This window comes from Mesorhizobium loti, from assembly GCA_014189435.1.
GTDB lineage: Bacteria > Pseudomonadota > Alphaproteobacteria > Rhizobiales > Rhizobiaceae > Mesorhizobium > Mesorhizobium loti_G.
On the sequence record CP050293.1, the window covers coordinates 3,615,009 to 3,632,645 of the forward strand.

At 62.9% G+C, this 17,637-nt stretch carries 18 protein-coding genes; 10 read left to right on the forward strand and 8 right to left on the reverse strand.

Translation table 11 applies throughout. The annotated features are described in order from the left end of the window. The first annotated feature begins 115 nt into the window (after nucleotides 1-115). The 4 genes from HB777_17820 (at nucleotide 116) to HB777_17835 (ending at nucleotide 2,496) form a co-directional block, all read left to right on the forward strand. Nucleotides 116-550, forward strand: a complete 435-nt coding sequence (locus HB777_17820) for an NUDIX hydrolase (protein ID QND65578.1) — start codon at nucleotides 116-118, stop codon at nucleotides 548-550. Nucleotides 551-648: 98 nt separating this feature from the next. Next, the gene (locus HB777_17825) at nucleotides 649-1,026 is read left to right on the forward strand and encodes a TIGR02301 family protein (GenBank protein QND65579.1); all 378 of its coding nucleotides are present in this window, start codon (nucleotides 649-651) and stop codon (nucleotides 1,024-1,026) included. A 356-nt stretch (nucleotides 1,027-1,382) separates the two neighbouring features. After that, complete coding sequence (locus HB777_17830; GenBank protein ID QND65580.1) at nucleotides 1,383-1,640, forward strand: hypothetical protein; 258 nt, start codon at nucleotides 1,383-1,385, stop codon at nucleotides 1,638-1,640. A gap of 70 nt (nucleotides 1,641-1,710) precedes the next feature. Next, nucleotides 1,711-2,496, forward strand: a complete 786-nt coding sequence (locus HB777_17835; GenBank protein QND65581.1) for a hypothetical protein — start codon at nucleotides 1,711-1,713, stop codon at nucleotides 2,494-2,496. 14 nt (nucleotides 2,497-2,510) lie between these two features. Here HB777_17835 and HB777_17840 read toward each other — a convergent pair whose 3' ends face one another. After that, the gene (locus HB777_17840) at nucleotides 2,511-3,896 is read right to left on the reverse strand and encodes a dihydroorotase (GenBank protein QND65582.1); all 1,386 of its coding nucleotides are present in this window, start codon (nucleotides 3,894-3,896) and stop codon (nucleotides 2,511-2,513) included. Nucleotides 3,897-3,917: 21 nt separating this feature from the next. Here HB777_17840 and HB777_17845 point away from each other — a divergent pair, with 21 nt between their 5' ends. The 3 genes from HB777_17845 (at nucleotide 3,918) to HB777_17855 (ending at nucleotide 7,618) form a co-directional block, all read left to right on the forward strand. After that, a complete protein-coding gene (locus HB777_17845) occupies nucleotides 3,918-4,778 on the forward strand; it encodes a folate-binding protein YgfZ (protein QND65583.1) in 861 nt (286 codons plus the stop codon). Further along, nucleotides 4,778-5,413 carry an HD family hydrolase gene (locus tag HB777_17850; protein QND65584.1) on the forward strand — a complete coding sequence of 212 codons (636 nt, stop codon included), beginning with the start codon at nucleotides 4,778-4,780 and terminating at the stop codon, nucleotides 5,411-5,413. The genes HB777_17845 and HB777_17850 overlap by 1 nt, the downstream gene beginning before the upstream one ends. Before the next feature lie 63 nt (nucleotides 5,414-5,476). Next, nucleotides 5,477-7,618: an EAL domain-containing protein gene (locus HB777_17855; protein QND65585.1), complete on the forward strand. Its 2,142-nt coding sequence runs from the start codon at nucleotides 5,477-5,479 to the stop codon at nucleotides 7,616-7,618. Nucleotides 7,619-7,630: 12 nt separating this feature from the next. Here HB777_17855 and HB777_17860 read toward each other — a convergent pair whose 3' ends face one another. Then, on the reverse strand, nucleotides 7,631-8,521 hold the full coding sequence (locus HB777_17860; protein QND65586.1) for a fatty acid desaturase family protein: 891 nt from the start codon (nucleotides 8,519-8,521) through the stop codon (nucleotides 7,631-7,633). 112 nt (nucleotides 8,522-8,633) lie between these two features. Here HB777_17860 and HB777_17865 point away from each other — a divergent pair, with 112 nt between their 5' ends. After that, the gene (locus HB777_17865) at nucleotides 8,634-9,545 is read left to right on the forward strand and encodes a LysR family transcriptional regulator (GenBank protein ID QND65587.1); all 912 of its coding nucleotides are present in this window, start codon (nucleotides 8,634-8,636) and stop codon (nucleotides 9,543-9,545) included. Between the two features lie 18 nt (nucleotides 9,546-9,563). Here HB777_17865 and HB777_17870 read toward each other — a convergent pair whose 3' ends face one another. From HB777_17870 to HB777_17890, 5 genes are all read right to left on the reverse strand, one after another. Beyond that, nucleotides 9,564-9,836 (reverse strand): DUF3303 family protein, encoded by a 273-nt coding sequence (locus tag HB777_17870; GenBank protein QND65588.1) that lies wholly within the window; start codon nucleotides 9,834-9,836, stop codon nucleotides 9,564-9,566. A gap of 18 nt (nucleotides 9,837-9,854) precedes the next feature. Then, a complete protein-coding gene (locus tag HB777_17875) occupies nucleotides 9,855-11,318 on the reverse strand; it encodes a RimK family alpha-L-glutamate ligase (protein ID QND65589.1) in 1,464 nt (487 codons plus the stop codon). Nucleotides 11,319-11,323: 5 nt separating this feature from the next. Next, nucleotides 11,324-12,421: a GNAT family N-acetyltransferase gene (locus tag HB777_17880; GenBank protein QND65590.1), complete on the reverse strand. Its 1,098-nt coding sequence runs from the start codon at nucleotides 12,419-12,421 to the stop codon at nucleotides 11,324-11,326. A 204-nt stretch (nucleotides 12,422-12,625) separates the two neighbouring features. Then, nucleotides 12,626-13,417, reverse strand: a complete 792-nt coding sequence (locus tag HB777_17885) for an anti-sigma factor (GenBank protein ID QND65591.1) — start codon at nucleotides 13,415-13,417, stop codon at nucleotides 12,626-12,628. Further along, on the reverse strand, nucleotides 13,414-13,932 hold the full coding sequence (locus HB777_17890; protein ID QND65592.1) for a sigma-70 family RNA polymerase sigma factor: 519 nt from the start codon (nucleotides 13,930-13,932) through the stop codon (nucleotides 13,414-13,416). Before HB777_17890 ends, HB777_17885 begins: the two co-directional genes overlap by 4 nt. 220 nt (nucleotides 13,933-14,152) lie before the next feature. Here HB777_17890 and HB777_17895 point away from each other — a divergent pair, with 220 nt between their 5' ends. Both HB777_17895 and HB777_17900 read left to right on the forward strand, forming a co-directional pair. After that, on the forward strand, nucleotides 14,153-14,404 hold the full coding sequence (locus HB777_17895; GenBank protein ID QND65593.1) for a prevent-host-death protein: 252 nt from the start codon (nucleotides 14,153-14,155) through the stop codon (nucleotides 14,402-14,404). Then, entirely contained in the window at nucleotides 14,397-14,792 is a 396-nt protein-coding gene (locus tag HB777_17900; GenBank protein QND65594.1) for a hypothetical protein, read from the forward strand. The genes HB777_17895 and HB777_17900 overlap by 8 nt, the downstream gene beginning before the upstream one ends. 51 nt (nucleotides 14,793-14,843) lie before the next feature. Here HB777_17900 and HB777_17905 read toward each other — a convergent pair whose 3' ends face one another. Next, nucleotides 14,844-17,606: a DUF2339 domain-containing protein gene (locus tag HB777_17905; protein ID QND65595.1), complete on the reverse strand. Its 2,763-nt coding sequence runs from the start codon at nucleotides 17,604-17,606 to the stop codon at nucleotides 14,844-14,846. Nucleotides 17,607-17,637: the final 31 nt, after the last annotated feature.

A 17,637-nucleotide genomic window follows, 5' to 3' on the forward strand; every position in this document is an offset into this window, starting at 1 on the left:
CCCTTCGAATGGTTCGCTTTGAAAGTGGCGATGCAACCGGCGTTGCGCAACCGCTAAAGCTTCCCCATGCTGGGCGGTCCACAACAGACCTGCCTACACGCCTGATCGGGAACCTATGAACGAAGCGCGCAAGACACTCCCGGCAGTCTCCGTCGCCGTCGTGCGGGCAGACACCGTGCTTCTGGTCAAGCGCGCACGGCAACCCTCGCAAGGGCTCTATGCCTTCCCGGGCGGCAAGGTCGAACCCGGCGAAACGCTGGAGGCAGCGGCGGAGCGCGAACTTCTGGAAGAAACCGGTTTACGCGCCACAAATTATCGCCCGCTTCGGGAAATCCACATCGACGGCAGGGACGACAGCCATCCGGTCGATTATCGCCTCACGGTCTTCGGCGCCGCCTATGCCGGCGGCGAGGCAGTGGCCAGCGACGATGCCGAGACGGCCGCATTCTATACGCTCAGTGAGATGGCGGCACTGCCGCTCGCAGGCTCGGTGTTCGCGGTGGCCGAAGACTTGTTGAATCCCGGCGGAGACGCCGGGCCACAGTCCTGAAAATCGCCTTGCGGGCGACAAATTGTTTCGCCACAAAGACTTACACCGTTCGGCAGACCACAACGGCATACGCCGTTGGGTTTAGGTAGAGAAGGCTTATGAACCGTCCGTCCCTGCTCCTCGTCCTATGTCTTGCCGCCAGCATGGCCATTTCGATGCGGCCTGCGCTCAGCGCCGAGTCGCCGTTCGAGCCCGGCCTGATGCGACTGGCGGAGGTTCTGGGGTCGCTGCATTTCCTGCGCAATCTCTGCGGCGAGAAGGGCGACCAGTGGCGTGCCGAGATGACAAAACTGCTCGATTCGGAAAATCCGGATGCCGAGCGGCGCGCCCGCTTCATCGCCAGCTTCAATCGCGGCTACCGCTCCTTCGGCGGCACCTATACGCGGTGCACGCCCTCGGCGACCGAAGCCATCAGCCGCTACATGAAGGAAGGCGAGACGCTGTCGCGCGATATCGCCTCGCGTTACGGCAACTAGGCACTCGCTCATCAACAACTATCTGGGCCATTGCTGGCGACGACTGAGATATCCGGCTTGTGCCAGGCGATATCTTGGTGCAATCCTCATGTTGCACTTCTGCAACAGTATTAACGAAACCTTACCGCGCGAAAGCGGAATTAACTCAAACTGAAGGTTTTCGCCCCGCAGGCCGCCCCAATCGGCTAAGTTTGACTCGAGCTGAACGCAGCTTCGCACAAGGCAATCGGGCTTTGTAAAAGACGATCAAAAAAATGTCGTATTTACAAATACTTAATTGACCCCGCGTGTGAAATGAACAGATCAGGCCTGATCCACATCGACGGATCGCTGCTTGAAAGGGTGGACATTCGCTTATGGAACATGGTGTCAACGACATCGACGCGCTGGTCAGGGAAGAAAAACGCCTGACCGCCGTGGAAAGCCACAGCGAGGCCTGGGCGGAAGGTCTCTCCGCCGGTATAGAGCCCGAGATCATTGCCGAAGCAGCGCTCGAAACCGCCTTCGGCGAGATGTTGCGTGCCAATGGCGAGACCTCGGCCCTTGCCCTGCTCGACCGTATGCGTGAAAAGGTGATTGCTGGCGCCTTCGAGCCTGAACGGCTGCGGCACTGAACCGAAATCCGGTTCTTTGACGGCAAAATGCCGCTCGGGCGTCATGCCCGGAAGCAGGGAGAAACGGGCAGTGAGTTTTTCGATGTCAGGCAAGCCGCGTGGCTTGGTCCTCTGCATCTCTTTCGCTGCTTGCTGTGCCGCGATTCCCCTGGTTGTGTGTCTCGCGAGCAGCCCCGCCTATGCGCTGAGCGAGATCAAGCGCGAAGAGCTCCCGCCAACAGTCACGCCGCCGGCTGACGACGACATGTCGCCCCCAGGAAGCACCGTGCCGATGCCCAACCCGGTCGGAACGCCGCCTCCGGCCAGCCAGCCGGCTACTCCTGAAGCCGAGCCGGACAGTCCGGCGGATGGCGGCGTGACCAGACCGCGCGTCGATCCGGAGACGCCGGTACCCGAGGTTGTCTACGATCTCGGCAAGCTGCCGGAACCGGTGCGGCGCATGCACGACCTGATCGTCGAGGCCTGCAAGGGCGGCGACATCGAGAAACTGCGTCCCTTGATCGGCAAGGGCGACAGCGCCACGCAGATATCGCTGACCGACATAGACGGCGACGCCATCGCCTTCCTCAAGGGGCTCTCCGGCGACCCGGACGGCCAGGAGATCCTGGCTATCCTCGAGGAGGTGCTCGATGCCGGCTACGTCCACCTCGATGCCGGCACGCCACAAGAACTCTATGTGTGGCCGTATTTCTTCGCCCTGCCGCTGGACAAGCTGGACGCCAAGCAGCGGGTCGAATTGTTCAAGATCGTCACCGCTGGCGATTTCGACGACATGAAGCAATTCGGCGCCTATATCTTCTACCGTGTCGGCATCACGCCCACTGGGCAGTGGACATTCTTCGTCGCCGGCGACTGAGCCTCTTAGGGAGTCTAGACGACAAGGGCCTCGGCAAACTCCACCGCCCTACCCTGGCTGGGCGTGACGATCTCGCCTTCCCACATCACGCGGCTACCGCGAATGACGGTGCCAACCGGCCAGCCGGTCACTTCTCTCCCGTCATAAGGCGTCCAGCCGGCTTTCGAGCCGGCCTGCGCGTTGGTGATGGTCTGGCGCCGCTTCATATCGACGATGGTGAAGTCGGCGTCGTAGCCGGCGGCGATACGGCCCTTTCTCGCCATGCCGAAGATGCGCTGCGGGCCATGGCTGGACAGGTCGACGAAGCGCTGCAAGGTCAGCCGGCCGGCATTGACGTGGTCGAGCATGATCGGCACCAGCGTCTGCACGCCGGTCATCCCTGACGGCGAGGCCGGATAGGATTTTGCCTTCTCGGCCAGCGTGTGCGGCGCGTGGTCGGAGCCGAGCACGTCGACGATGCCTTGCGCAATGCCATGCCAGACGCCGTCGCGATGGCGCGCGGCGCGCACCGGCGGGTTCATCTGGATCAGCGTGCCAAGCCTGAGATAGTCGTCGGCGCTCAGCGTCAAATGATGCGGCGTCGCCTCGCAGGTCGCGACATCCTTGTGCTGTTGGAGGAACACAATCTCCTCGGCGGTCGAGATGTGCAGGACATGGATGCGGGCGCGAACTTGCCGAGCGATGCGCACAAGCCGTTCGGTGCAGCGCAAGGCGGCGATCTCGTCGCGCCAGACCGGGTGCGATGAAGGATCGCCCTCGATGCGTTCGCCAAGACGCTCGCGCAGCCGGAATTCGTCTTCCGAATGAAAGGCGGCGCGGCGGCGCGTGTTCCGGAGGATCGATGCCACGCCCTCGTCATCCTCGACCAGCAGATCGCCGGTCGACGAGCCCATGAAAACCTTGATCCCGGCCGCGCCCGGCAACCGCTCAAGCTCGCCGACATCTTTCGCGTTCTCACGCGTACCGCCAACCCAGAAGGCAAAATCGCAATGCATGCGACCAGTGCCGCGCCGGATCTTGTCGGCAAGCGCTGCCTCGCTGGTGGTCAAAGGATTGGTGTTGGGCATCTCGAACACGGCGGTGACGCCGCCAAGCACGGCCGCGCGCGAACCCGTTTCCAAATCTTCCTTGTACTCCAGTCCCGGCTCGCGAAAGTGCACCTGGCTATCGATGACACCTGGCAGGATATGCAGGCCGCGGCAGTCGATCGTCTCGCCGGCCGAGGCCTGGCGGAGATCGCCGATGGCAGCGATGCGCCCGTCCTTCACGCCGATGTCGCGAGCCCCTTCGCCGTCATGGTTGACCACTGTGCCGCCTGTCAGGATGAGGTCGTAGATCATGGCCATGCTCTCTTGCGGGGGGAGTGCCAGCGGCTTACGTAAAGGCCGACCGTTTTGCAAGATCAGGTTGCTTTTCCGCCCATGCCCTTTGCCCAGCTCAAAGACCGCGCCCTCATTTCCGTGTCAGGCCCGGATGCCGAGCATTTTCTGCAGAACATCCTGACCACCGATCTCGACATATTGGCTCCCGGCGAAGCCAAACCCGGTGCGCTGCTGACGCCGCAAGGCAAGATCCTGTTCGATTTCCTGATCTCGCGCGACGGTGAGAATGCATTCCGGCTGGAATGCCGGGTCGACATATCGGACGATTTCGTACGCCGGCTGACGCTCTACAAACTGCGCGCCAAGGTCGAGATTGCCAAGGCAGATCAGGTGTTTGTCACCGTCGCGTGGGGACATGAATCAACACCCTCACAATCTGATTCAATGGCGGCCGCCGACACGCGCTTTCGCAGCGGCGCCGTCATGCGTTCCTATGGCGAAACAACTGCGCCCAGCGACCTCGCCGCGTGGCAAGCCTTCCGCATTGCCGGCGGCATTGCCGAAAGCGGCAGCGACTACCAACTGGGAGACGCCTTCCCCCATGATGTGCTTCTGGACGAAACCGGCGGCGTCGGCTTCAAGAAGGGCTGCTATGTCGGCCAGGAGGTCGTCTCGCGCATGCAGCATCGCGGCACGGCCAGGCGGCGCGTGCTGATTGCATCGGCCGACAGGCCCCTGCCCGCGCCGGGCACCGAGCTAACCGTTGCAGGTCGGCCGGTTGGTACGCTCGGCTCGACCGTCGGCACGATCGGTCTGGCCATTGCCCGCATCGACCGGGTCAAGGCGGCGCTCGACGCCGGCCAGCCGATCATAGCCGGGGACGCCCCTGTTTCACTCGCCATCCCGGTCTGGGCAAAATTCGCCTTCCCGCAGGAAGCCGTCAGCGCGGAGGAGGCCTGATGGCTGCCGACCGCGTCGGCGCGCCGGCACGCGCCTGGCAGCGCATGCTGTCGGGCCGCCGGCTCGACCTGCTCGATCCCTCGCCGCTCGATATCGAGATTTCGGACATTGCGCATGGGCTCGCCCGCGTTGCCCGCTGGAACGGCCAGACCAGCGGCGAGCATGCTTTTTCGGTCGCCCAGCACTCGCTGCTGGTCGAGGCGCTATTCTGCGACCTGGTGCCAGAGGCTTCGGCCGACGCCAGGCTGGCGGCCTTGCTGCACGACGCCCCCGAATATGTCATCGGCGACATGATCTCGCCGTTCAAATCGGTGATGGGCGGAAGCTACAAGGACTGTGAATTGCGGTTGCAGCGCGCCATCCATCTGCGCTTCTCGTTGCCGCCGGAACCATCCGCTGCGCTGCGCAAGGAGATCAAGCGCGCCGACCAGATCGCCGCCTATTTCGAGGCAACGCTGCTCGCCGGCTTTTCGACCGCCGAGGCGACCGAGTTCTTCGGCCGTCCGCGCGGCTTCAATGCCGACCGCTTCGATTTCACGCCACGCTCGGTGACCTGGGCGCAGAATGCGTTCCTGAAGCGGTTTTCCGCGATCGAGACGTCGCGGCATCAGGTTTCGGCACCCGCCGTTGGCTAGAAAACGCTAAATTAACCGGAACGGGCAACAGTGCGGTGTTCGATCACGATCCGCAGGCGCCTCATGCCCGTCGCTGATGCCAAGGATGGTTCGGTCGTCCCGGAACGGGAGGCCGAAGGCATGGATCGTTCGCGCCATATGGAAGACGAACTGCGCGAACAGAATGAACGCTTTTCGGCCGCGGTCGAGAACATGTCGCATGGGCTGTGCATGTTCGATGCCGAAGAGCGGATGATCATCTGCAACGGCAACTACATCAATATCTTCTGTCTCGACGCCAAGGTGGTGCGGCCGGGCATCCATTTCATCGACATCCTGCGGCACAGCGTCGATATCGGCATCGCTTCGCAAACCGCCGACGAACTCTACGCCATTCGCAAGCCCTACATCGACCAGGCGAGACCCTCGACCTATGAGGAGACGCTGTCGGACGGCCGCATCATCAACATCTCGCATCGTCCGCTGGCCTTGGGTGGTTGGGTTTCGATCTACGAAGACATCACTGTACAGCGGCGCGCCGAACAGGATCTCAAGGAACAGCACCGCCGTTTCGACGCAGCGCTCGCCAACATGTCGCAAGGCCTGCTGATGTACGACGCCGACGGCAAGATGATCGTGCGCAACCGGCGTTTTCTGGAACTCTACAATGTCACCGCGGCGGACTTCCCGCTTGGAACCACGCACCGCGACGCGCTCGAACGATTGCTGGAACTCGGTATCTACGCGAAGATCGACGTCGACAGCGAAGTCGCCAAAACCGAAGCCTGCCTAGCGGCGGCAAAAACGCATTCAGCCTATCGGCACCTTACCGACGGCAGGACGGTTCTGGTCACACGCCGGCCGATGAGCGGTGGCGGCTGGGTGGTGACCTTCGACGATGTCACCGAACGCCGCCGCACCGAAGAGCGCATGACCCATCTTGCGCATCACGACACGCTGACCGGACTGCCCAACCGCTCGATGTTCCGCGAACGGCTCGACCTTGCGCTGGAAGGTACGGCGGTCACGCCGCTGGCAATCTTCTCGCTCGATCTCGATCGCTTCAAGGCGGTCAACGACACCCTGGGACACCCCGCCGGCGACTGGCTCCTGAAAAGCGTGGCCGAGAGGCTGCAGCGTTGTCTGCGCGGTGAAACAGACATCGTCGCCCGCTTCGGCGGCGACGAGTTCGTCATTGTCCAGTTCAATTTCAAGGGAATTGCCGATGCTGAAAAACTGGCGAAGCGGATCGTCGAGGCGATCGCAAAACCGTTCCGCGATAAGAGCCGGGACATCCATGTCGGCATCAGTCTTGGCATCGCCGTTTTTCCAGACGACGGCAAAGATGCCGACACGCTGCTGAAGAACGCCGATACGGCACTCTACCGGGCAAAGAGCGAAGGGCGCAGCCTGTACCGCTTCTTCGAGCCTGGAATGGACGCGATGGTGCAGGCACGACGCGCACTCGAGATCGACCTCGAGACGGCGCTGCCACGACAGGAATTCGATCTCGATTTCCAGCCCATCATGGACATCGCCTCCGGCGAGATCGTCGGCGCCGAAGCCTTGATGCGCTGGCATTCTCCGGTGCGCGGCACCGTGGCGCCGGACGACTTCATTCCGGTCGCCGAAGAAACCGGGCTGATCGTGCCGCTTGGCGAGTGGGCACTGAGGAAGGCTTGTGCGACGGCGGCAAGCTGGCCTGCTGGCCTGCGCATCGCAGTCAATGTCTCTGCCGTGCAGCTCAAAAGCGGCGGCTTTGCCCGCAGCGTCATTTCGGCTCTCGCCTTTTCTGGCGTGCCGGCCAGCCGGCTGGAACTGGAAATCACCGAAACCGTGCTGATGGACGAGAGCGAGGCAGTGCTGCGGACATTGCGACAGTTGCGCGAACTCGGCATCCGCATCGCACTGGATGATTTCGGCACCGGCTATTCCTCGCTCGGTTATCTCAGGCGTTTTCCCGTCGACAAGATCAAGATCGACCGTTCGTTCATCCACGACCTCGGCAATCGCGACACCGTGGCGATCGTTCGCACTGTAATCGGGCTGGGTGCCGAGCTTGGCATCACTGTCACCGCCGAGGGTGTCGAGACCGAGGCACAGCTCGACATCCTACGCGGCAATGGCTGTACCGAGGCGCAGGGCTATCTGATCGGTGTGCCGTCAAAGGCGGCCGATATTCAGCGTCTGTTGAAATCCGGCGCGTTGCACAGCCAGACCGGTTGAGGTCGACCATCGTCATTGCAGCGTCTCGATGTACTTTTCGTGGAAGCTGACATAGCCCGGCTCGACCACCTTCAAATGCCGCTCGATCAGCGCATGAAACCGCGGCAGTTGATGAAACGGCACGCCGGGATAGGCATGATGCTCGGCATGGAACGGCATGTTCCACGCCAGCTTGCGCACCAGCCAGTTGGTCAGCGTGGTCCTGGTGTTCTCCAGCATGTTGGCGACGAACGGGCAACGGCCGTGCTCGGCCAGCAGATAAAGCCGCAGAAACGGCTGACCGAGCAAAGCCGGCACGATCCAGACATAAAGAAGCACTGAGAGCCGGAAATAGACGGCCAGCACAATGACCACGGCATAAAAGGCAATCATGGCGCGCGCCTCGGCGCGCACCTTGTCGTGACCCTTTGGCGGAACGTAGCTTTCCCGGCCTCGATCCATCGCATTGCCAAAAAGTGTCTTGAGGTGCCCCCACCACAACGGGATACCAGAGACATGGACGAGATATTGCCGCCATGTCTCCGGTTTGGGGAAGGCCAGTTCCGGGTCGTTCTGCGGGTCCTGCGTGTATCGATGGTGGGCGAAATGGAAGTAGCGAAACCAGTCCGCCGGCAACGCGATCGCTAGGCTGCACACCCGTGCCACGGCATCGTTCAACCATTGCGTTTCGAAAGCCGTACGATGAACCGTCTCGTGCAGCAGCGTGAACAGGAACACGATGAGGATGCCTTGCGGCAGCATCAGCAGCGGCCAGAACGGCACCTTGGCGGCGATCAGCGATCCGATGATCACGATCGCACCCCAATGAGCGGCAAGCTGAACGAGGCCCGCGACGTCCGACTTGGCGGTCAGGCGGTTGCGCTCCTCCTGCGTCAACGATGAAATTACGTCGCGATGATCCACGGGCTTCGATCCAGGCTGGGATTTGATGGAATCCACTGTAGCCAATGAAAAAACTTTCCAAAAACGACGATTTCTGCAACTTTGATAAGCTGAACTTATCTATCTGGTGATCATGGTCACACTTCCATCTCTCAAAGGACTTCAGGCCTTCGAGGCCGCGGCGCGTGCAGGCAGCTTTGCCGCGGCGGCGGAAGAGCTTTCGGTATCGGCCGCCGCAGTCAGCCAGCTCATCCGCACCGTCGAGGAGCAGATGGGCCGCAAGCTGTTCCACCGCGTCAACCGACGCGTCGTCCTCACCGAGGCCGGCGTCGAGATGCTGCCCAGGCTGACCATGGCCTTCCAGGAGATCGGCAGTGTCTCGCGCGACCTTGGCGGCGATGCCTTCCGCCCGCGCCTGGTGGTATCGGTACCGCCATCCATGGCCATGGGTTGGCTTTCGCAGCGTCTCGCCGGTTTTGTCGCAAGCCATGGCGCGGTCGACATATCGCTCAGAGGCGACGACGACCCGGTGCCGTTCGACCGTGAGCTGATCGACATCAGGCTCACTTATGGCCCGCATTATCGCGAGCACCCGACCGAGGATATCGTCCAGGACGCGGTCTATCCCGTGTGTGCGCCCGGGCTGGCGGACACGATCAAACCCGAGGGCCTCGCCAGCCTGCCGCTCATCCATACTGGCTGGGGACCAACTGGTGCGTCCTTTCCGTCCTGGCACAACTGGTTCGAGATGGCCGGCATCGAGCCCGGCCGGGCAGCGCAGCGCGGCCTCTCGGCCAACTCATCGCGCGCGGCACTAGACCTTGCCATTTCGGGATTGGGCGTGGCGCTGGCGCAAGGGATCTACTGTGCCGAGGCGCTGGAGGACGGCCGACTTGTCAGGCCCCTCGCCCAGATGCTGGAGCTGCGCCAGCCTTATTGCCTGACGATCCCGGAGCGCAGCGCCAAGCGCGATGTCGTGGCGGCGTTTCGCCAGTGGCTGATCGATGAGTGCCGGCGCGCGGTCGGCTCGCCGGCACTCCTTTGACCTGATGGGCGGTGATGCTCAGAGGTGACCGCTCAATGCCTCTGCCATGTCCTTGTTTGTCGCCACGGGAACGATTTCGAATTCCACCAGATCCGACCATTCGATGACCCAGCGCTGCAGCAGCGTGACGTCGTCGGCCTCCACCAGCAGGAAGCAGCGGCTCATATCCGCCGCGATCCAGCTGTGGTGCACGAGAAGCTCGTCCGGCTTCAGGCGGCCCCGGTCGCGAAAGCGGCGGTAGATCTCCTTGCGATCGCAGCCGGTGAAATCCTCGATCACGATGAACAGCATCTTTTCCCCTCGGTTGAATTATCGCCCGGGCCGGTCCAGCCGCTCCAGGAACCACTGCGTCAGCCGCACCCAGACCTCGTCCTTCTCGCCGGAATCCTCCCAGCCATGGTCGAGATTCGGATTGTCGTTGACCTCGATGACAAAGACGCCGTCCTTGGTCTCCTTGAGGTCGACGCCATAGAGCCCGTCGCCGATGCAGCGCGCCGCCTTCACTGCCGTCTCCACGACATGCGCCGGCGTTTCCTTCAGTGTGAAGGTTTTGATGCCGCCCTGGTCGGGCTTGCCGTTGGCCTTGTGATTGACGATCTGCCAGTGCTTCTTGGCCATCAGATAGTGGACGGCAAACAAGGGCTGGCCGCCGAGCACGCCGACGCGCCAGTCATACTCGGTCGGAATGAATTTCTGCGCGATCAGAAGGTCGGAATCCTCCAGCCATTCTGTGGCGAGCGTCTTCAGTTCCTCGAAATTGGCGCATTTCTTGACGCCGCGCGAGAACGACGAATCCGGAATCTTCAGCACCAGCGGAAAGCCCAATGTCTGCGCCGCCAGTTCGAGATCCGAGGTGCCGGCGATCATCACCGTCGGCGGCACCGGGACCTTGTTGTAGGCCATCAGCTCGTTGAGATAGACCTTGTTGGTGCAGCGGATCATCGACAGCGGATCGTCGATGACCGGCATGCCTTCCTGCTGGGCGCGGCGGGCGAAACGATAGGTGTGGTTGGAGATCGAGGTCGTCTCGCGGATGAACAGCGCGTCGTAATTGGCGAGCTTGGCGAGGTCTCGCTTGGTGATCGGCTCGATTTCGACGCCCATCTTCTCGGCGATCTTGGCCCAATAGCGCAGCGACGAGATCTCCGAGGGCGGCAATTCCTCGTGCGGGTCGACCAGCGTGGCAAAGGTGTAGCGCGCCGGCGTGCGGCCCTTGGTGTCGCGCCACTCGCGGTTGGTGTAGGTCTCCAGGCACTGGATGAAGCTTTTTTCCTCGTCCTCGGTCATGCGCGCCAGCGGATGGAAACCGATCTTGCGGATCGAGGCCCATTCGGCGCTGTCCTTGATGTGGACTTCAAGCGCCGGTGCGCGGAACCAGTCAAACAACAGCTTGGCGAAACGGTCCCAGATTTTCGACGGCCCGATGCCGAAGAAGATGCAGACCTTTTGCGGAAAGGCGCCGCCAAGATCCTTGCGGCATTTGTTGAGCGCCAGTTCCAGTTCCGGCAGCGCGTGCTCATAGAGCTTGCGCTCCGACAGGTCGATCATCGTCTCGACGGTCGGGATCACCTTGTGGCCGCGCGAGCTTGCCAGCAGCGAGGCATAGTAGCCGCGGCTCTGGTAGGCGTAATTGTTCGACAGGTTGATGACCTTCGGCCGCTGGCCGCGAAACAGCGACGGGTGCGCGAGATAGTCGCGATTGGTGATGATCTTGTGTGGTGTCGCCACCTGGTCGAGATCGCTCTGCCTGCCTGTAAGAATAACCCAGGTCATTGTTATCAGCGCTTTCCCAGAGTGATGGCGGCACGCAGTCCGTCGCGGCCGAACTGCGCCATGTTCATGAAGATGCCGTAAGGCACGGGAATGTTGGCGGCATCAAGGATGGTCTCTTGCCTTTCGTCCTCGACCCAAGGGTCATGGATGAGGATATGGTCGCCGTCATCGCCGATCGCCAGCACCCAGTGCGGCACCTTCTTGCCGAACATCAGGAAGCCGCTGATCAGCACCAGCACCAGTTTTCCCTCCGCGATCGCAGCCCTGATATCATCGATGGTGAACGGACGGTAATTCACCGGGATGCCGTAAAGTTCCGCGCGCCGGCGAAAGTCGACCTGGGCGAGTTCCATCACCCGACGCTTGTCCTCGCTGCGCACCGATTGCAGGAACAGCGCACCGTAGAAGGAAACGTAGATCTCCGCCGCAAGCCCGCTCTCGTACCCCGACACAGCGAGGCCGAACGGTTCGCATCCACCGGGACCCGACATCATGAAGACGGTCGTCGCTTCACGCCACAGCCGGATTTCCATGACCGGATCCGGCACGAAGCCGCGGTCGAAATTGGCCATCGCCATCATCAGGCAGCACGGGCCGCAGGTGAATTCACAGGTCTGCTGGTAGAATGGCACCTTGGTGGCGATCGGAATGTCGCCGCGCAAGGTCTTCTCATAGCGAAGTGCTGTCCCGCCATCCTCATAGTAGCCGGGTTCGCGGCCGATCTTGCGATAGCCGGCCTGCTCGTAGATGCGGATCGCGCGGCTGTTGTCCTCGCGCACCTCGAGGCGCAGCATCATGCGGCCGTGCTCGAAGGCGGCATCCTCGGCGGATTCGAGCAGCTTACGGCCAACACCCAGGCCGCCGAAGAAGGGACCGGTCGCAATCGAGTAGAGGCGCGCCACGCCGCTGCCCTTGCGAAACAGCACGATCGCATAGCCGGCCACGCGGCCATCGTTTTCGGCGACCAGCGTCTCGGCGGTTTCGCGCTCGATGAACAGGCGGAAGGAGCGGCGGGAAATTCGGTCGCTTTGGAAAACAGCTTTCTCGATGGCGGCGAGATCATCGACGTCAGACGCGCGGGCCGTGCGGATCTCGGCAGGCATGCGGCTTCAGAAAACCTCGATTGGTGGTGGGGAATGCCCTACTGAAAAACGTTCAGGACATCAGCCGAAATTCTGATGGCCACAAAGCGCTATCGCACCTCGAATAGGGCCGAATTGTGACAGATTCGGCAGCAGTCCAGCGACGCAAACGCTTTGAACAGGATCGCTATTACAGGCTGGCGTCACCACGAAAAATAGCGCCTTTCAACTCGCCAGGCCAGCCAGAAGCTGGCCATAGGCGCTCTTTGCCACGACAGCCAATTGCTCGCGCGGCAGCGAGCCGACGACGGCACAGCCATAGCCCTTGTCCAGCCAGTAGACGGCCGCAGGACCGTCTTGCGCCGATGCATAGGTGCCCTTGGCATTCTCCGCCGCTTCCGCCGTGACGAAGAGGGATATGCGCTCGCCCTTGTCGTCCTCGTAGAGCAGCATCGCGGCCTTGCTGTCGCCGGCCGGAAGCAACCGGCCGCCGACCAGCTGGAAACCGTTCGCGGTCAGGTCCGGCGCCACCAGCTTCAGCCCTACCCTGTTGGACAGCCAGGTCTGCAGATGATCCTTGTCGCTGGCCAGCACTTCGACCGCATGCCGCTTTTCGGCGGCATAGATGACATGGGCCGCGATTGCCTGCTCGGCCAGCCGATCTTCCGCAGGGTCCTCCTGCCCGACGCCGTCGACGCCGGCAAGGTAGCCACCAAGCCCGCCGGCGACCAGAAGCACAGCGGCAGCTGCGGCAAGCCACCAGCGTGAGCGTGGCACGGCTGCCCTGACCGGCGCCTCGCCGAGCACGACCTTGCGCAACCGCGCCGGCACCGCTTCATCCAGCACGCCGGCGAAGGCCGCCCGCAAGGCCGTCCGGTCGGCTGTGAAGCGGGCGCTCTTGGCTTTCATCTCGGGATTGGCGTCGAGCCAGGCATCGTAAGCGGCGCGCTCGTCGCTGGGCAGCTCGCCATCGAGCGCCATGTGGATGTCACGTTCGGAAAAGTCTCGGCGGATCATTTCTCGACGATCCTTATCGCGCGGCGACGCGCCGTGTCGTCCAGCAACCCGCGCAATTCCTCACGCCCGCGCGCGATGCGCGACATCAGCGTGCCGGCAGGCACGCCCAGAATGTTGGCTGCTTCGGCATAGGAAAAACCTTCGATGGCAACTATGACAAGGGCTGCACGACGGTCGGGGCTGATCGCCTGCAATGCGTCGATGATCTCGCGCGAGGCAATGCTCTCCACCTGCTCGGCCGGCTGGGCAACGGCCTCACCCGCCTCCAGCGGCAGCATCGCCGCCTCGCCGCGACGGTTCACCTTGCGCATCTGATCGATGAACAAATGATGCATGATCGTAAACAGCCACCTCCGGGGGCTTTCTCCTGTCTGCCAGTTGTCGAGCCGCACAAGCGCCCGCTCAAGGCAATCCTGGACGAGATCATCGGCAGCGTCGCGGTCGCGCAAAAGCGAGCGTGCGTAGCGGCGCAGGCGCGGTATTTCGCCAAGGATTGCTGCCTTCTTTTCGTCCATGACCGCTGGTTTCGAGGTCGCCCTTGTTAATCCTGATTGAACGCGCCTTCCGGGCGCGGCGCAAGCGGCCAGCGCGAAGCGGTCTCCCGCCCCGGTCACCCAAGCAATGAGATAACGATGGCGGGTGCCGATTTATTCCCCAATTGGAAGGCAGCGGCAAATAGGTTGCCTGAATACGTAAAATATGCACAATATGTAAAATACGTATTAGGATCACTCGATGAAACAATTCACCTTCTCGGATATGAATCGGGCGTCCGGCGAAATTCTCGAAACGGCAATGATCGAGCCTGTCGCTCTCACGAAACGCGGCAAAGAGAAGCTGATCATCCTATCGGCGGCCCAATATCGGCAGCTCGTTAGTTCGCCTCATGCCGTAGCCTACACGCTTGAGGACGCGCCGGACGAGGTTCACGATGAACTCATGTCCGGATTGGAGGCCATCACAACCGGTGACAAGCCGGATGCTTAAGCCCGGCGATTTGCTTCGATACTATTATCTATGGGCACGACAGGCTGACGCCGGCGAGGAATCCGGCCGCAAGGCGCGGCCAGTCTGCATTGTGGTCAGAACGCCGGCAACGCCTGCCGCACTGTTCTTGTTCCCGCTCACCTCGCAAAAGCCCGACCGGTCCCGCACGCATGTTGCCGTGAGCGAAATCGAGTGCCGCAGGGGTGGGCTCGATTTCCCGTCATGGTTGATCCTAGACGAGTACAACCGCGTACAGATCGATGAAGCTTATGATCTCGTCACGACGAAGCCAATCGGCTCCTTCAGCCCGGCGTTTGTTCGCAAGATCGCGGGCCTCATCAAAGAGGCAATCGTACAACGCCGCGTGCGCGGCGTCGTCCGAAAATAGCGGACAAACAGGTACATGAACGGGTAAGAGCTCTTCACGGAAGCAAGCGCTTCATCCCTCCCTCGCCGCCCGCGTCAAAAGCCGCTGATAAAACAGACCGATACCGATCAGCACGGCGCCGAGGCCGATGAAGGACAACGCCCTCAGCACGCCTTCCAGCTCCGACATGTCGAAGATGAAGACCTTCAGCACGGCGATCGCTATCAGCGCGGCCGAGGCAATGCGCAGCACCTGTGACTTCAGCCAGACGCCGGCCGTGAGCAGTGCCACGCCGATGACCAGCCAGAGGGCCGAATAGGTGTAGGTTTCCAACTGGCCGAGGCCGCTCCACAGGCCGATGAACTCGCCCTTGAACAGGCGCCTTACCGACAGCGTGGCATAGGCGAAGGCAAGCACGGCGGCCACCAGCGCCAGCATCTGCGCATACCATTTCGGCCGCTTGTCCCTCGCATAGAGCGCTAGGGCGCCGGCGGCGGCCGCCGGCAGAAGATAGGCGAGGAACAAGAGGTTGAACACCGGGATCCGGCCGGTCGATTCGTCGGTGAACAACGGATTCAGCACCACGAAGTGCCGGATGACGATGAGGGCGACCGAGGCCACGCCGGCGGCCATCGAACCATAGCGCAGCACCGAACTTGGCGAGCGCATGTCGATGGCGACCAGGATGGCGCCGGCGCCGATGGCGATCAGCGTGTAGATCGCCTGCTCAGCGAGCGTCATGGCACCCGTGTCGATGACGCCGCCATGCATGGCATGGCGCACCAGCATGGCGAGTGTGAGCAGCGCAAACAGCGCCGCAGCCGCTTCCATGGCGAGGCGTGGCCGGCCATTGCCAGCTATTGGTAGTGCGGGGGTGGTGCGGGCGAGCTGCCAGGCGGCAAAGCCGAAGGCCAGCGCCGGCAGGCCGTAGCCCGGCAGCAGCCAGTTGAAGACCGGTGTCGTCGACAGGAACTCGGCGCCGACAATGGTCGGGTCGAAGGCGACGCGGCCAAGCACCGCGATCACCGCGCCAACCGAAATCCAGCCGAGCACCGGATAGGAGCGCCAGCGGGTGACCAGCGCCGGCACGATGGCTGCCGCACCGAGCAGGATGGTGGTCCAGCCGGAATCGAAAGCCATATGCAACAACAGGAGCCCGGCGACCGCCGCGCCACCCAAAGCAAACGACACCGCGATACCGCCCTTGAGCGGCGGCTCTTCAGCCCGCGCGATCCACTCGCCGCCGGCGGCGAAAACCACGACAAGCAGCGCCGCTGCGGCGGCGTAGACAAAATCGCGGTCGAGATTGCCGAAGGTGAACCAGAGCGCCAGCAGGATGACCAGCGGGACGATGACGCCCCACGCTGCCCATGAGGCCGCACGGATCTGCGTCCCGGCGGCGAACCTGTGCGCGGCCCAGAAGCCGGCGCCGATGAAGACCATGCCGAGTGCGATGCCGATGCGCAATGTCAGCGCATTGGACGTGGCCACGGGCAGTCCATCGACGCCCAGGGCACCGCCCGAAAAATCGGAGGCGATCGAGGTTGGCGGGATGATGCCGAGATAGATCAGCACCGAGACCAGCCCGGCCGCATAGAGGAGCGGCAGCGCCAGCGGGCGATAGAGCGCGACGGCCACCATCGCGGCGATCACCACGGCGCCCGGCAAGGCATAGCCGGCGGCAGCGAAGGCCGGGTCGACCGACAGGCCCAGCGCCGAGAATGCGACAAACAGGCCAGGCACGATGGACGGCCAGTCGAAAGCCCTGGCTGGCCCGGTTTCATCGCCACGGCGAGCGAGCCAGACAAGGGCGAGCACGGCCAGCGTGACGGCATCGATGAACAGGATGGCAGAGAGGTTCGCCCCCGGCGCATCGGTCATGTAAAGGATGGTCCAGACACCGGTGCCGAAAAAGGCGGCCGCCATCAGTAATTTCCAGTCGCGCATGCGAGCGATGACGCCGGTGGCGGCGAGCACGATCGCGAGGTAGCCGAACAGCGCCCAGGGATTGGGCGCCTGCGAGGCGACCAGCATCGGTGTCACCACGGCGCCGACAAGGCCGATGCCGGCCAGCGCCTGGCCATGGACCAGGGCGGCCGCGATCGTCGCCACGCCGATGGCGCCGAGCAGCGTGAAGGCGAGTGCCGGGCCGATGAAGCCGTAAATGCCATGCGCGGCATAGACGGTGCCGAACAGGATGAAGGCACCGGCCGCGGTCAGGATCGCCGGAATATAGGCGCCGGCAACGCCTTGCACCGGCACTTTGAAGCCGGTGCGGCGGATGAACTCGCCGCCGGCGACCAGCACAAGGCCGAGCACGCCGGCCATGGTCAGCCGCACGCCGGGACCGAAAATGCCGGCCTCGATGGTGTAGCGGATCAGGAACAGGCCGCCCAGCGCCAGTGCGATGCCGCCGACCCAGACCGCCCAGCGGGTGCCGAGCGCGGTTTCGACATCGGACTGGCGAGCGGCTTTCGCCGTGGCGGTCGGCGCTGCAGGTTCCGCTGCCTTCGGCTCGCTTGGCGCCCATGGCCCGGACACGACCTCGCCGATTGGGGCTTGCGCTTCCATAGCTGGCGCCGGTGCGGCGACCGGCTCGCTTATCGCTGGCGAGGAAATGTCGGCCGCCGCCGCAACGGCCGGCGCCACATCGGCGGGCGCGACGTCTGGCGTGGCCTGTTCGAACGGCTTGGCCACAGGCGTCACGGCGCCGGAAAGGACCAGGCTGCGCAGCGCGCCAAGCTCGCGCTCGACAAGGCCGATGCGGCTCTGCTGGCGCGAAATGATGACGAACAGCGCGATGATGGCGACGAGGCCGATCAGGCTTTCAAACATGGCGGTTCCCCCAAACCAGGCCGGCTTTCAC